Genomic DNA, 14,407 nt, shown 5'->3' on the forward strand with positions numbered 1-14,407 from the left:
GGGCGCGCGCTCGACGGGGCGGCTCACGGGTGCTCGTCGGTGGCTCGCGAATCGGTCAACGCCAACGCGCCCCACACGGAGACCACCCCGACCACCACCGCGAGCACCGCGAATGCGATGCGCTCGCCGCGGAAGAACGACGCGACGAGGTCGCTGCCCCACACGCCCGGCGGCAGACTGGTCGTGACCAGCGCGGCGATCATCGTGCCGATCACCGCAGTGCCCACGCTGGTGCCGATCTCCTGCGCGCTGTCGTTGAGCGCGGTGCCGATCGACGTCCGGTTGCTCGGCATCGCTCCGACCAGCGCCACCGCGCAGATCGTCATCACCGTCCGCAGACCGATCGTCAGCGTCACCATGAAGACGGCGATCGCGGGGTAACCGTGGTCGACGGCCCACGCGACTCCGGCGAGCGAGCCCGCGAGGAATCCGGCGCCGATCACACACGCGATCCGATGGCCGAATCTCTTCGCCAGGTACTCCGAGAGCGGGGTCGCGAGAATCATCGTGATGATGAGGGGCAGGTTCGCCAGTCCCGCCCGCATCGGACTCCATCCGTATGCGTACTGGAAGTGCAGAATCAGGCCGAACATCACACCGGCCATCGCGATCGACGTACCCACCTGCGCGATCGCCGCTCCCCGCACGGTGCCGTCGGCGAAGACGCCGAGGTCGAGCATCGGTTCGGAGGTGCGGCGCTCATGCCACACGAAGGCGCCGAGGGCGACCGCCGCCCCGACCGCCGACGCCCATACCGGGCCGGACGTCCAGCCGTGCTCCACACCCGCGGTGAGGGTGTAGCAACCGAGACCGATCGCGAGAATGCTCAGGGCCGCGCCCGGCAGATCGAGACGATCTCCGGTGAGATCCTGCGGATCGTCGGCGGGGACCCCGAGCCGGACACCGATCCACGCGATCAGCGCGATCGGGGCGTTGACCAGGAGAAGCCATTCCCAGCCGACGTGTGCCAGCGCCGTTCCGCCCAGCACCGGACCGAGGATGAAGCCGCTCATGCCGACGACGATCATCAGCGTCATCGCGCGCATGCGGAGCGCCGCGTCGTCGAAGAGGCGGAAGACCAGCGAGTTGGTGATCGGGGCCATCGCGGCAGCGGCGACGCCGAGCAGCGCGCGAAGGGCGATCAGTTCGCGCGTCGAGGAGACGGCGAGAACGCCGAGGCTGATCACGCCGAAGGCGGCGAGCCCGACGAGCAGAACCCGTCGTCGCCCCAGTTTGTCGGCCATCGATCCGGCGGTCAGCAGCAGACCCCCGAAGGTCAGCGAATAGGCGCCCGTGACCCATTGGAGTGCGGTGGTGCCGCTGCCCAGATCACGCCCGATGGTCGGCAGTGCAATCGAGAGCAACGTGTTGTCGACCATCTCGACGAAGAACGCCAGGCACAGGGCGGCCATCGGCATCCAGGCGGCACGGACGGATGTGTAGGTCCGGGATCGTGCGGTCCCGGAGCGCGAGGTCTCGGCGACGTCAGTCATGAGACACCTCCTTATCGAACGATGTTCGGTTATCGAACCTTGTTCGATACAATAGAACGGCGTTCGATAGGATGCAAGAGAGGAGGATTCATGACTGTTCCCGAGCACGACCGCCCGCAGCGACGAGCAGGTCGCCGCCGCGCTTCCCATTCGATGGACACGGTGATCGGAGAGGCCGTCGCACTGCTCGACGAGTCGGGCGAGTCCGCGCTGACCTTCCGCGCGCTCGCGGCACGCCTGGGCGGCGGCGTCGCAAGCATCTACTGGTACGTCTCGAGCAAGGAGGAACTGCTCGACCGGGCCGCCGACCACGTGCTCGGCGAGGTGCTCACCCGGACCAATGACTTCGACGACACCGACGATCCGATCGCCGACCTCCGGGCGGTGGCAGTCGCGCTGTTCGATACCGTGGTCGACCGGCCCTGGCTGGGCGGATACCTGATGCGCGACACCGGCACCCAGCCCAACGGACTGCAGATGTACGAGCGGCTCGGCCGTCATGTGATGCGGCTGGGCCTCGGGCCGCGAGAGACCTTCCACGGTGTCTCAGCCGTTCTCGGATTCGTCATCGGAACGGCCACCGACCTCGGACAGCAGCCGCCCGCGGCCGTGCTCGACGGCACGATGAGCCGCTCGGAGTACATCGAGCACTTCGCCGACCAGTGGCGATCCCTCGACCCCGATCGGTATCCGTTCATCCACTACACCGTCGACGAGTTCGCCGTGCACGACGACGCCGAGCAGTTCCGCGCCGGCCTCGACCTGCTGCTGTCCGGACTCCGGCTGCAGGCCGGCGGTCGCTGAGACGGTCTGGCGCAGAGACTGTCGGGCGCCAAAGCTGCCCGGATACGACGAAACCCCTCGGCCGGGATTCCGGCCGAGGGGTTCCGTGCGGGTATCGGCTAGCTGTAGTCGTAGAAGCCGCGGCCACTCTTGCGGCCGAGACGGCCGGCGTCGACCATGCGGCGCAGCAGTGCCGGCGGCGCGAAGTGCGGCTCGGCGAACTCCGCGTACAGCGACTCGGCGGCGGCCAGGCAGATGTCGAGGCCGACGGTGTCGCAGAGGGTCAACGGGCCCATCGGGTAACCGCAGCCGCCCTTCATCGCGGCGTCGATGTCCTCGGCGCTGGCGTAGCCCGAGTCGTACATCCGGATCGCCTGGCACAGGTACGGGATCAGCAGCGCGTTGACGATGAAGCCCGAGCGGTCGCCGGCCTGCACGGTGGTCTTGCCGAGCACGTTCTTGGCGTAGTCGGTGACCGCGGCGGCGGTCTCCGGCGCGGTGGTGAGCGCGGAGATGATCTCCACCAGCGGCATCACCGGGACCGGGTTGAAGAAGTGGACGCCGACGACGCGCTCGGGACGGCTGGTGGCGGCGGCGATCTTGATGATCGGGATCGACGAGGTGTTGGTGGCGAGGATGGCCTCCGGCTTCACCACGGCGTCGAGCTTGGCGAAGATGTCGTGCTTGATCGACTCGACCTCGGGTGCCGCTTCGATGACCAGTTCGCGGTCGGCGAACTCGTCGACGTCGAGGGTGACCTTCACGCGTGCGATGGCCGCGTCGGCGTCCTCCTGCGAGATCTTGCCCTTGGCGACACCGCGCCCGATCGACTTCGCGATGCGCTCCGCCGCCGCATCGGCGAACTCCTGCTTCGTCTCGAGCACCAGCACGTCGCTGCCGGCCTTCGCGCACACCTCAGCGATGCCAGCTCCCATGGTTCCGCCGCCGATAACGCCGATGAGATTCACAAGTACTCCAAACCGCAGGGCCGCCGCGACGACGGCCGGAACAATACTGTCGACGCACAGCGTAGTTGCCTGCCGCGACGGGACGAGCAGGGGTCCGGATCGGCCTCACTTGCTCATCAGGCGCCGGATGTCGTCGCGGCCGCTCACCACGGTCACCCTGCCGCCCTCACCGGGGTCGGGATCGGGCAACACGCGGTCGGGATCGATCAGGTAGACGTCGTGGCCGTCGAGAGTCAGTCTGCGGACCGCCTCCAGGATCATGCGGCGTCCCACGTCGCCGACCGAACTGACCCGCATGAGGTTGATCGCGACCCGCTTGCGCGTCGGCGGCGCGTCCGCCAACTCCCGGACGATGCGTTCGGCGCCGGCGAAACGGATCTCCCCCTGCAGCGACACCACCTCGACACCCGACGGTCCGTGACCGAACTCGCGGCGACTGCGCACCACCGACGGGCCCGCGGGCGGCACCTCCATCAGGTGCATTCCCATATCGGATGTGAACCGCCGGAACAGGTCGACGCGGCGCACGCTGTTGCCGTGCCGGTCGAGCCGAGGAGAGAAGGTCGCGATGCCGGCCTGACCGGGAAGTGCGCCGATCAGACCACCCGAGACGCCGCTCTTCGCCGGGATCCCGACGCGGGTCATCCAGTCGCCTGCGCCGTCGTACATTCCGCACGTGGCCATGACGCTCAACGTCTGGCGCACCACCGCGGCCGGCACCACCGGCGCACCCGTCACCGGATTGACGCCCCTGTTGGCCAGCGTCGCCGCCATCATCGCCAGATCCTCGACGGTGACCAACAACGAACACTGCCGCGTGTATCCGGCGACGGCCACCAGCGGCCCCTCATCGATGATCTCGTTGGCGCGCAACATGTTCGCCAGCGCCCGGTTGCGGTAGGCGCATGAGATCTCCGACTCGTACACCCGCTGGTCCACACGCAGGCGACGCCCGGCGAAGGCACTGAGCCCGTCCACGATCCGCTCGTTGCGCGCTTCCGGCGTCGCGCCCGGCGGTCGGACGAGGGTGTGCACGGTGATGGCGCCGGCGTTGATCATCGGGTTCAGCGGGCGGCCGGTGCCGGGTTCGAGCGAGAGTTCGTTGAAGGCGTCGCCGGTAGGCTCCACTCCCACTTTCGCGAGGATCTCGTCGAATCCCCGATCGGCCAGGGCGAGCGCGTACACGAACGGTTTGGAGATGGACTGAATGCTGAACTCGACGTCGGCGTCGCCCTGCGAGTAGCGGCGGCCGTCCTCGGTGCAGAACGACACGGCCAGCCGGTCGGGGTCGGCGTCGGCCAGTTCGGGATGTAGTCGGCGGTGGCGCCGGACTGGTCGAACTCGACCGAACCGAGAGCTTCGGCGAGATAGTCGGGAATCGGAGAGCGCACATGCGCAGCGTACGTCGACGCGGCGGTCAGCGCCGCCGCACGGCGTAACGGCAGGCCTCGGCGGGCCGACTCGACCACCAAAGTCCCGGACCCGCCTGCCACGAGCCCATCCAGCACCTAGCGCCCGATCGCACCGGTCAAGTCTCGGGTAGTGGTGTAACTGGTTTCTGATCCTTCGTTGGTGATCAGGCGGGTAGTTCCATCAACGGATCGGTACTCACCTCCGTCGGCGAGTTGGAGTCGGGGTCGGCGGTCAGGGTGAGTCGGCACCTGCTGAGGACTTCCAGGCCGAGGTAGCGGCGGCCTTCGGCCCATTCGTCGGTCTGTTCGGCCAGGATGGCGCCGATCAACCGGATGATGGCGTCGCGGTTGGGGAAGATGCCCACGACGTCGGTGCGGCGGCGGATCTCGCGGTTGAGTCGCTCGGTGGGGTTGTTGGACCAGATCTGTCGCCACACGTCGTCGGGGAACGAGGTGAACGCCAAGAGGTCCTCGCGAGCATCGCCGAGGTGCTCGGCGACCTGCGGTAGTCGGTCTTCGGTGTACTCCAGGAGCCGGTCGAACTGGGCATGGACGGCGTCCGCGGTGGGCTGGTCGTACACGCTGTGCAGCATGGCTTTGACCGCTGGCCACATCGATTTCGGGCACACCGCCATCAGGTTCGCGGCGTAGTGGGTGCGGCAGCGCTGCCAGGCCGCTCCCGGTAGGTTCGCTGCGATCGCCTCGATGAGCCCGGCATGGGCATCGGAAGTCACCAGGCGAACTCCGCCCAGGCCGCGGGCCACGAGGTCGGCGAAGAAGGTGTTCCACGAGGCTTTGGTCTCACTGGTCGCGACCTGCATGCCGAGCACCGCACGATGACCGTCACCGTTGACGCCGGTAGCCAGCAGGACGACGGCTTTGACGACCTGCTTGTTCTCGCGGACCTTGATCGTCAACGCGTCGGCGGTGACGAACGTGAACGGTCCTGCCTCGTCGAGACGGCGATGACGAAACGCGGCAACCTGTTCGTCGAGGTCTTCGGCCATGCGGGAGACCTGCGACTTCGACAACGAATCGATGCCCAGGGTCTTGACCAACTTGTCCATCCGGCGGGTCGAGACCCCGGCGAGGTAGCAGTCCGCGACAACGGTGATCAGCGCGGATTCGGCGCGTTTACGCCGTTCGAGCAACCACTCGGGGAAGTAGGTGCCCGACCGGAGTTTGGGCACGGCGACGTCGATCGTGCCTACGCGGGTATCGAGGGGTCGGTGGCGGTAGCCGTTGCGGTAGTTGGTGCGGTCGTCGGATCGGCGGCCCCATTCGGCGCCGCAGACGGCGTCGGCGTCAGCGGAGAGCAGGGTGTTGATCATCGTCTGCAGCAGCTCGCGCATCAGATCCGGTGATGCATCGCCGAGGGCTTGGCTTAACAAGCCGGCAGGATCGACAATGTGGGGTGCGGTCATCGTGATGACTCCATTCGAGGATTCTGTGAGAGGTTGACTCGAAGGATCACACGGTGACCGCTTGCATGCCGACAGCCACGCGCTGCCGGCTACGGTCCTGGTCACCGAGTTACACCACTCTATGGGGCACTACTATCGCACCAGAGATCAGGCGCCGCGGTTCAGGCACGATCGTGCAAAGTGATGTGATAGCCATCAGGGTCCGCGAAGGTGAATGTCCGGCCGAACGGACCATCGATCGGCTCGGACACGATTGTGTGTCCGTCGGCGACCAACGAGTCGTGGATCTCCTGGACGCCAGTGGCATGCAGCCAAATCGCCGCGCCGATTCCCGGCTGCGGGACCGCGTCGAGGTCGGTACCGGCAACGAGGTCACGTAACGCGAACGCGATCGGCGTCGTCTCGAACACCACCGCATGCGGAGGGCCGGCCGGCGACCGGACCAGGCCTAAGTACTTCTCGTAAAACGCCCGGGAGGCGTCGAGGTCACGGGTCTGCAGCGAGACGAAATCGGGTCCAGTGACAGGCACAGCTACTCCTTCAATGTATGTCAATTTTCTGACACTCAACACGTTATGTCATTATATTGACATGAGTCAAGAGGGTGTAGGGATCGATCTGGAGGCCTCCGTCGGCTATGCGTTGAAAGAGGCCTCCAGCGCCCTGCGGGCCGCGATGGAGGAAGTTCTGCGCCCACTCGGCATGAATGTCACCTACTACTCCTGCTTGGAACTACTCAGACAACGACCCGGCCTGTCCAACTCCGAACTCGCTCGCGGCGCGTTCGTGACACGACAAGCAATGAACGTCCTCCTTCAGACACTCGAACGTGACGGATACGTCACCAGAGCCAGCGCCGCACCTACCGGCAGAGCCCTGCCCACACGCCTCACCACCCGCGGACGACGCAGACTGCAGACTGCATCCTCAGCAATCCGCGCAGTGGAGAACCGAATGCTCATAGGCCTCGATGAGGCCGAACGAGCCGCCGTCTTTCGTGCGCTACAGAAGATGACCCAGTCCCTACACGACGCCGCAGGCGAGACTGACCCCTGACGCCGGAGGCCGCATTGGGATGCTCGTCTCGCTCGGCGGCCCCCTGCCGGCCGGCACCAGCGTCGGACAAGCCGCTACGGGACGATGACAATCCGCCGAGTCTCGCCAGTATCCGTCCATGCCGCCTCGACCTCGCTGAGCGGGACCCGACGAGCGACGGTATCGATCACGGCGCTTGTCGGTTGAGATCCCACAACGGCCGAGCGTTCTCCGCGCTCGAGTGTCAGGTTCCAGGACTGGCCATTCTGAGCACTGCGGAGAGCGAAGGATCGCAGAATGCAGAACCCGCTCGGACCGGGGTCCGAGCGGGTTCTACTCTGTGGAGCTAAGGGGACTCGAACCCCTGACCCCCACACTGCCAGTGTGGTGCGCTACCAGCTGCGCCATAGCCCCGTGTTCACTTGTGCGCACCGGATCGTTTGCCTCTCCGAGTGCGCTAGCTAAGTTACCGCACGCGCATCACCCGGCCAAATCGGCTGGTCGGCGGCACTTGCCGGCCGACGCTACCCGGTGGGCTTCTGGCCCGCGATGATCTTGTCGAGCCATGCGGTGCCGTCCATGATGTTCTCCACCTGCTTGCCGGCCAGCAGGACAGTCGGGGTGGCGACCTGCCCCTCGGTGGAGTTGCTCAGCTGTTGCTTCGACGCGTCCGACATCGCCCGCGCCTCGTTGACCAGTCGTCCGGAGGCGATGCAGTCGCGCGTCGCCGCACCGGCGCCGTCGGCGGCGGCGAGGTCGGCGATCTGCTTATTCGTCAGGTCGTCTCCCGACTTCTCGAACAGCTGCGAATGCAGCTTCCAGAAGACGTCGCGGCCGTCGTTGCGCGCGACGCACAGGACGGCACCGGCCGACCGCGAGGAGTAGTCGCCCGACCCGGAATCCTTGTCGAGGAAGTTCAGCATGTGGTAGCGCACGCGAATCCTGCCGTCGACGACGGCCTGCTGGATCGCGGCGCCCGACTGCTGCTCGAACTTCTTGCAGTGTTCGCAGTGGAAGTCCTCGAACACGTCGATGGTCTCCGGAGCCGTCTTCTCTCCGACGATGAACGAGGCGTTCTCGGCGAGGACCTTGTCGTCGACCGGCGGATACGTCTTGTGCGTCATCCAGATGAAGCCGCCGATCACCAGCGCTGCGACCACCAGCAGTCCGATCCCGATGAACAGATACGACGACGGGCCGGCGGACTGCGGCTGGTAGTCGGGGTTCTCGCGGGGCTTGTCACCGTTCGTCACGATGTCGACCTTAGCGGGACCCGTCCAGGATCAGCCGAGCACCGAATCGACCAGCGACTGCGCCTCCGACTGCACCTCGGCGAGATGGTCGGCGCCGCGGAACGACTCCGCGTAGATCTTGTACACGTCCTCGGTCCCCGACGGACGCGCCGCGAACCAGGCGTTCTCCGTGGTCACCTTGAGTCCCCCGATCGGCGCGCCGTTGCCCGGTGCCTCGGTGAGGATCGCGGTGATGGGCTCGCCGGCCAGCACGTCGGCGTGCACCTGGTCGGCCGACAGCGCCGCCAGCCGCGCCTTCTGCTCTCGATCGGCCGGCGCATCGATGCGCGCGTAAGCGGACTCACCGTAATTCTCAGCCAGTTCGCGGTACCGCTCCGATGGAGTGCGCCCGGTGACGGCCAGGATCTCGCAGGCGAGCAGATCCATGATGAGGCCGTCCTTGTCCGTCGACCACGGGCGGCCGGCCACCGTCAGAAACGAGGCTCCGGCACTCTCCTCACCGCCGAATGCGATGGTGCCGTCGAGCAGACCGTCGACGAAGTACTTGAATCCGACGGGCACCTCGACGAGCGTGCGGCCCAGACCCGCGGCCACCCGATCGATCAGGGACGACGAGACGAGGGTCTTGCCCACGGCCGCCGCCTCGCTCCATTCCTCACGGTGAGTGAACAGATAGTCGATCGCCACCGCCAGATAGTGGTTCGGGTTCATCAGCCCGGCGTCGGCGGTGACGATGCCGTGCCGGTCGGCGTCCGCGTCGTTGCCGGTGGCGATGTCGTACGACTCTCGCGCCGCGATCAGCGAGGCCATCGCATTGGGTGAGCTGCAGTCCATCCGGATCTTGCCGTCGGTGTCGAGCGTCATGAAACCGAACGCCGGGTCGGTCTTCGGGTTCACCACGGTCATCGAGTCGAGACGGTAGTAGTCCTTGATCTCGCCCCAGTAGGCCACCGATGCCCCGCCGAGTGGGTCGGCGCCGATCCGGACGTCGGCGGCGCGGATCGCGTCCATGTCGACCACCTCGCCGAGCGCCGTGACGTACTCGCCCAGGAAGGGGTAGTCGATCACCCGCTCCGACCGCCGCGCTCGCTCGAAGGGCACCCGCCGGACGCCCGACAGCCCGTCCGCCAGCAGTTCGTTCGCCCGGGCCGCGATCGCCGAGGTGATGTCGGTGTCGGCCGGTCCGCCGCTGGGTGGATTGTACTTGAATCCGCCGTCGGCGGGCGGGTTGTGCGACGGCGTGACGACGATCCCGTCGGCCACCGCCCCGAGTTCCTCCGAGTTGAACCGCAGGATGGCGCGCGACACCGCGGGCGTCGGCGTGAACTCGTCACCGTCGGCGGTGAACACGGTGACCTCGTTGCCGACGAGCACCTCCAGCGCCGACCGCCACGCGGGCATCGACAGCGCGTGCGTGTCGAAGCCGATGAACACCGGCCCCGTGACGCCCGCCTTCCGCCGGTGTTCGACGATGGCCTGCGTCATCGCCAGCACGTGCGCCTCGTTGAACGCGCCGTCCAGACTCGATCCGCGATGCCCGGACGTGCCGAAGACCACTCGCTGGTCGGGGTTCGCGGGATCGGGGGTGATGTCGTAGTAGGCGCGTTCGACGGCTGCCACGTCGATGAGGTCGTCTGCGGTCGCGGGCGTTCCTGCTCTCGGGTGTGCCATGCCGTCGATTCTGCCACCGGTTTCTCCGGATAGTCTGGGCGAATGCTGCAGTTGGCGAACATGCTGTTGACACCGGTGCGCGCCGCCGTCCGCGATCCGGAACTGGCCGTTCTCGTGCTCCCCGGCGGAACCGATTTCAGCTACCGGCCCTTCTCCCGAGCTCAGGGCTCGGCGCTGCGGATGTACCCGTTCACCGCGTCGATCCAGATGCGTTTCGGCACGCGGGTCCGCGTCCGTCAGGCGCAGTACCGGGTCTACGGCTGGAACGGCGGACAGGCCAGCCCGATGCCCCACGCCCGGGCCGCTCTCGACCGTCTCGCGGCCGACTACCCGGGCGTCCCGATCGCCGTCATCGGCCATTCGATGGGCGGCCGGATCGCCGCGCAGTTGGGCGACGACGAGCGGGTCACCGACATCCTCGCCCTCGCGCCGTGGTGGCAGTTCGCCGACTGGCGGCAGATCCACCCCGGCGCACGGGTTCGCGCCGTGCACGGCGAGGCCGACACCGTCACGCGGGCCCGGCGCACCGCGAAAGGCATCGCCGAGCTCGCGGCCCGCGGACTCGACGCCGAATACCTCGCGGTGCCCGACGGCGGCCATCCGATGCTCGACCACATCGGGCTCTGGCAGGGCAGCGCCCTGCGGTTCGTCGCCGACGCACTGGCCGCCGACCGTCGCTCGGTCGCGGGCACGACGGCGTAACGTCGGAATCACCACCGGCGAAAGGACACCCACGTGACCGTCTCCATCGCCCGCGTCTACGACGCCCCCGACGACCACCGCGTCTTCGTCGACCGACTGTGGCCGCGCGGAGTGCACAAGGACGACCCTCGCATCGGCCGCTGGCTCAAAGAGGTGGCCCCGTCGAACGATCTGCGCAAGTGGTATCACGCGCACCCCGACGAGTACGACGCGTTCTCCGCACGCTATCGAGCGGAATTGGACGAGCCGGGACCGCAGGCCGACGCGCTCGCCGAACTGGTGCGCCTCGGAACCGACGGCGACCTGGAGCTCGCGACGGCCACCAAGGACCCGTCCACCAGTCACGTCCCGACGATCGTCGCGGCGCTCGCCGACCACGGCGTCCGCTGAGCGAGCGCTGGCCCGCCGAGTCTGGCCGGACCGTCAGTTCGTCAGCATCCCACCGTCCACGGGCAGCGTGAGACCCGAGATGTAACTGCTGGCGTCCGAGGCGAGGAAGACCAGGGCGGAGTCGAGTTCCCCCGGATTCCCGATCCGGCCGAACAGCGTGCGCGGAACCACGTACTCGTCCAGGACGCCCTCGGCGAACTCGCCGGTCATCTCCGACTCGAAGTAGCCCGGCGCCAGCGCGTTCACCCGGATGCCCTTGCGGGGAGTCCACTGTTGCGCGAGGTCGCGGGTGAGACCGATGACCGCGGACTTGCTGGCCGAGTACGCGGCCTGCGGCATCAGCACCGAGGTGAGTCCCAGCACGCTCGCGAGGTTGACGATCGAACTGCCCGGCCGCATCACCCGGGCACACGCCTGGGCCATCCAGTACGAGCCGTTGACGTTGATCTCCATCACCCGGCGGAAGTCCTCGGGCTTCTCGCGCAGCGCCGGCGCGGACCAGCCGACGCCGGCATTGTTGACGAGCACATCGACGCGCCCGAACTCGGCCATCGCCGCGTCGACCGCGGCGGTGCACTGCTCGGGGTCGGAGACGTCGGTGGTGACGGCGAGCGCACGCCGTCCCATACCCTCGATCGCGGCCTCGGTGTCGGCGAGGCGGTCCGCGCGCCGCGCGGCCAGGACCACGTCGGCGCCGACGTCGGCGAGCGCCTTCGCGAAGCCGACGCCGAGTCCGCTGGACGCGCCGGTCACGAGGGCGACCCTGCCGTCGAGACGGAAGGTGTCGAGGATTGTCGACATGGCTGTGATCTCCTTGCTCTCAGGTGATTTCGTTCGGGTCGTCGGATAGCAGTCCGACGCCGAGAATGGCGGCACAGGCCTGCGACGCCTTCGCCGCGTCCGGCTCGCGACCGGTGATGAGATTGGTGTAGACGAACGTCTCGGTGATGCGGACGAGGATGAGTGCCAGATCGTCGATCGGCAGCGGCGAGGACATCTCCCCCGCATCGATCTCCGCCTGCACCAGTTCGCGGATCTTGCCGACGATGCGCGGCTGGACGCCACCGGCGTGCGTGGTCATCAGTCGGAGCGCCCGCTCGGGCTCCCGTCGCAGAAACGTTCCGAAATGCACCGAGCCGTTGACGATGGCGGCGAACTCCCCCATCGTTCTCGCGATCTTCTCCGCTCCGCGACCAGGTGCGCGCCGTGCGGCGGCGGCGATCGTCGGCTCGGTGATCGACCAGATGACCTCGGCCAACAAGCCGTCGCGCCCACCCCATCGACGGTAGAGTGTGGTCCGGTTCACACCCACCGTCTGAGCCAGTTCCCCGACCTCGATCCCGCCGTCCGCGATGAAGACCTCACGCGCCGCGTCGAGGACGACCTCCGGATCGATCACCGTCAATCTCCCGCCTCTGCATCATTCGAACGAAATGATGCATAATTTGACTGTAGTTCGGGGAACAATCGATCACGAGAGTGAACCGATTCACATCATCGACATTCCGGTGGCACTGCGCGTGCGAACAGCGTGAAGGAGACAGCACATGGTCCAGACGACGATGCAGCACGGAGATCTGTTGATCTCGGGGTTGGTCGAGTACAGCCGTCGAGTGTTCCCCGAGGCGAAGGTGATCACCTGGACCGGAGAGGGCACCCGTGAGGCCTCGTTCGCCGACATCGGCGACCAGGGCGCACAGATCGCCAACGCGCTGACCAAGCTGGGCGTCGCCAGGGGCGATCGGGTCGCGACCTTCATGTGGAACAACACCGAGCATCAGGCGCTGTACGCGGGCGTGCCGTCGATGGGCGCCGTTCTGCACACCCTGAACCTGCGACTCTCGCCCGAGCAGGCCGTATTCATCATCAATCACGCCGACGACAAGGTGATCTTCGTCGACGCGTCCGTCGCGCCGATGCTGTCGCAGTATCTGGCCGGCACACCCAATGTGAAGCACGTCGTCGTGGCGAACGGCCCCGTCGAGTCGCTGACCGCACCCGAAGGCGTCACCGTGCACGCCTACGACGATTTGATCGCCGGCGAGCCGACGACCTACGACTGGCCGAAGCTCGACGAGACCGACGCCGCCGTCATGTGTTACACCTCGGGTACCACCGGCGACCCGAAGGGAGTCGTCTACTCGCACCGCAGCATCTACCTGCATTCGCTCCTCGGGACGTCGACGAGCGGCATGGGTCTGTCGAATCACGACACGATGCTCGCGATCGTCCCGATGTTCCACGTCATGTCGTGGGGGCTGCCGTACGCGGCGATGATGGCCGGCGCGACCCTGGTGATGCCCGACCGCTTCCTGCAGCCGGAGCCGCTGCTGGCGATGATGGCCGAGACCCGCCCGACGCTCGCCGCCGCGGTGCCGACCATCTGGCAGGGTGTGTCGGCACTGCTCGATGCGAAGCCGCAGGACATCACCCACCTGCGCGAGGTGGTCGTCGGCGGTGCGGCGGTCCCGCCGTCGATGATCACCAAGTTCGACGGTTACGGCGTCAAGATCGTGCACGCCTGGGGCATGACCGAGACCTCCCCGCTGGGGACCATCTCCCGGCCCCCGGCCGGCGTCGAGGACGAGGACGCCGCATTCGCCTATCGGGTCACCCAGGGCCGCTTCCCCGCTCCGGTCGCCGCACGGATCGTCGGCGACGACGGCCAGGAGCAGCCGTGGGACGGCGAGGCTCGCGGTGAACTGGAGGTGTCCGGCCCGTGGATCACCGGCTCGTACTACCAGCCCGACGGCAACGTCGCCGATCCGTCGAAGTTCGACGACGGCTGGCTGCGCACCGGCGACGTCGCGACCATCACACCCGACGGGTACATGACGATCGTCGACCGCGCCAAAGACATCATCAAGACCGGAGGCGAGTGGATCTCGTCGGTGGAACTGGAGAACGTGATCGCGTCGAATCCGGCGGTGGTGGAAGCGACCGTCATCGGCGTCCCGGACGCCAAGTGGGACGAGCGGCCGTTCGTGCTCGCGGTGGTCCGCGATGAAGCGGACGCCGACGTGGAGGCGCACCGCAAGTTCCTCGAGGACCGCATCCCGCGCTGGCAGATCCCCGAGCGGTGGTCGTTCGTCACCGAGGTTCCCAAGACCTCGGTCGGCAAGTTCGACAAGAAGCGCGTCCGTCAGCACTACGCCGACGGCGACTACACGGTGCTCGGCGAGCCCGACGCGTAGACGCCGCCCGCAGGCCACCCGCTCTCGAAGGCCCGACCGTCCACGCGACGGTCGGGCCTTCGAGTGCGCGGCGACCGCCGTC

Annotated in this window: 13 protein-coding genes, 1 tRNA gene and 1 pseudogene; 5 read left to right on the forward strand and 10 right to left on the reverse strand. The window is 67.3% G+C overall.

The window, feature by feature from the left end:
* Positions 1–23 precede the first annotated feature (23 nt).
* Positions 24–1,493 (reverse strand): MFS transporter, encoded by a 1,470-nt coding sequence (locus tag ACK8HH_RS13565; protein WP_412475263.1) that lies wholly within the window; start codon positions 1,491–1,493, stop codon positions 24–26.
* Positions 1,494–1,583: 90 nt separating this feature from the next.
* Between ACK8HH_RS13565 and ACK8HH_RS13570 the strand changes: the two genes are divergently transcribed.
* Positions 1,584–2,297 (forward strand): TetR/AcrR family transcriptional regulator, encoded by a 714-nt coding sequence (locus tag ACK8HH_RS13570; RefSeq protein ID WP_006898271.1) that lies wholly within the window; start codon positions 1,584–1,586, stop codon positions 2,295–2,297.
* Between the two features lie 98 nt (positions 2,298–2,395).
* Here ACK8HH_RS13570 and ACK8HH_RS13575 read toward each other — a convergent pair whose 3' ends face one another.
* From ACK8HH_RS13575 to ACK8HH_RS13590, 4 genes and pseudogenes are all read right to left on the reverse strand, one after another.
* Entirely contained in the window at positions 2,396–3,244 is an 849-nt protein-coding gene (locus ACK8HH_RS13575; RefSeq protein ID WP_006898273.1) for a 3-hydroxybutyryl-CoA dehydrogenase, read from the reverse strand.
* A gap of 105 nt (positions 3,245–3,349) precedes the next feature.
* Positions 3,350–4,635 (reverse strand): annotated as a pseudogene (locus tag ACK8HH_RS13580) (glutaminase).
* Positions 4,636–4,820: 185 nt separating this feature from the next.
* A complete protein-coding gene (locus tag ACK8HH_RS13585) occupies positions 4,821–6,080 on the reverse strand; it encodes an IS256 family transposase (protein ID WP_412475264.1) in 1,260 nt (419 codons plus the stop codon).
* Between the two features lie 161 nt (positions 6,081–6,241).
* Positions 6,242–6,610: a VOC family protein gene (locus tag ACK8HH_RS13590; protein ID WP_006898276.1), complete on the reverse strand. Its 369-nt coding sequence runs from the start codon at positions 6,608–6,610 to the stop codon at positions 6,242–6,244.
* A gap of 61 nt (positions 6,611–6,671) precedes the next feature.
* Between ACK8HH_RS13590 and ACK8HH_RS13595 the strand changes: the two genes are divergently transcribed.
* Positions 6,672–7,136, forward strand: coding sequence for a MarR family winged helix-turn-helix transcriptional regulator (locus ACK8HH_RS13595; RefSeq protein WP_412475265.1), 465 nt, complete (start codon positions 6,672–6,674; stop codon positions 7,134–7,136).
* Positions 7,137–7,456: 320 nt separating this feature from the next.
* On the opposite strand, the gene ACK8HH_RS13600 is transcribed toward ACK8HH_RS13595, so the two are convergent.
* The 3 genes from ACK8HH_RS13600 to pgm all read right to left on the reverse strand — a co-directional run bounded on the left by ACK8HH_RS13600 (position 7,457) and on the right by pgm (position 10,039).
* A tRNA-Ala gene (locus ACK8HH_RS13600) sits at positions 7,457–7,529 on the reverse strand.
* A 110-nt stretch (positions 7,530–7,639) separates the two neighbouring features.
* Positions 7,640–8,368, reverse strand: a complete 729-nt coding sequence (locus tag ACK8HH_RS13605; protein ID WP_412475266.1) for a DsbA family protein — start codon at positions 8,366–8,368, stop codon at positions 7,640–7,642.
* A 30-nt stretch (positions 8,369–8,398) separates the two neighbouring features.
* Positions 8,399–10,039: a phosphoglucomutase (alpha-D-glucose-1,6-bisphosphate-dependent) gene (gene pgm / locus ACK8HH_RS13610; protein ID WP_062367799.1), complete on the reverse strand. Its 1,641-nt coding sequence runs from the start codon at positions 10,037–10,039 to the stop codon at positions 8,399–8,401.
* Between the two features lie 42 nt (positions 10,040–10,081).
* Here pgm and ACK8HH_RS13615 point away from each other — a divergent pair, with 42 nt between their 5' ends.
* Both ACK8HH_RS13615 and ACK8HH_RS13620 read left to right on the forward strand, forming a co-directional pair.
* Positions 10,082–10,741, forward strand: a complete 660-nt coding sequence (locus tag ACK8HH_RS13615; protein WP_062367800.1) for an alpha/beta hydrolase — start codon at positions 10,082–10,084, stop codon at positions 10,739–10,741.
* Between the two features lie 33 nt (positions 10,742–10,774).
* Positions 10,775–11,131: a DUF488 domain-containing protein gene (locus ACK8HH_RS13620; protein ID WP_062367801.1), complete on the forward strand. Its 357-nt coding sequence runs from the start codon at positions 10,775–10,777 to the stop codon at positions 11,129–11,131.
* 33 nt (positions 11,132–11,164) lie between these two features.
* Here the strand turns inward: ACK8HH_RS13620 and ACK8HH_RS13625 are convergent, their stop codons facing one another.
* Together ACK8HH_RS13625 and ACK8HH_RS13630 are read right to left on the reverse strand one after the other, a co-directional pair.
* On the reverse strand, positions 11,165–11,932 hold the full coding sequence (locus ACK8HH_RS13625; RefSeq protein WP_045538586.1) for an SDR family NAD(P)-dependent oxidoreductase: 768 nt from the start codon (positions 11,930–11,932) through the stop codon (positions 11,165–11,167).
* 19 nt (positions 11,933–11,951) lie between these two features.
* The gene (locus ACK8HH_RS13630; RefSeq protein WP_006898296.1) at positions 11,952–12,530 is read right to left on the reverse strand and encodes a QsdR family transcriptional regulator; all 579 of its coding nucleotides are present in this window, start codon (positions 12,528–12,530) and stop codon (positions 11,952–11,954) included.
* A 148-nt stretch (positions 12,531–12,678) separates the two neighbouring features.
* Here ACK8HH_RS13630 and ACK8HH_RS13635 point away from each other — a divergent pair, with 148 nt between their 5' ends.
* On the forward strand, positions 12,679–14,325 hold the full coding sequence (locus ACK8HH_RS13635) for a long-chain fatty acid--CoA ligase (protein ID WP_412475267.1): 1,647 nt from the start codon (positions 12,679–12,681) through the stop codon (positions 14,323–14,325).
* The last annotated feature ends 82 nt before the right edge of the window (positions 14,326–14,407 follow it).

Source organism: Gordonia sp. LUNF6, assembly GCF_047041125.1.
GTDB classification, from domain to species: Bacteria; Actinomycetota; Actinomycetes; order Mycobacteriales; family Mycobacteriaceae; genus Gordonia; species Gordonia sihwensis.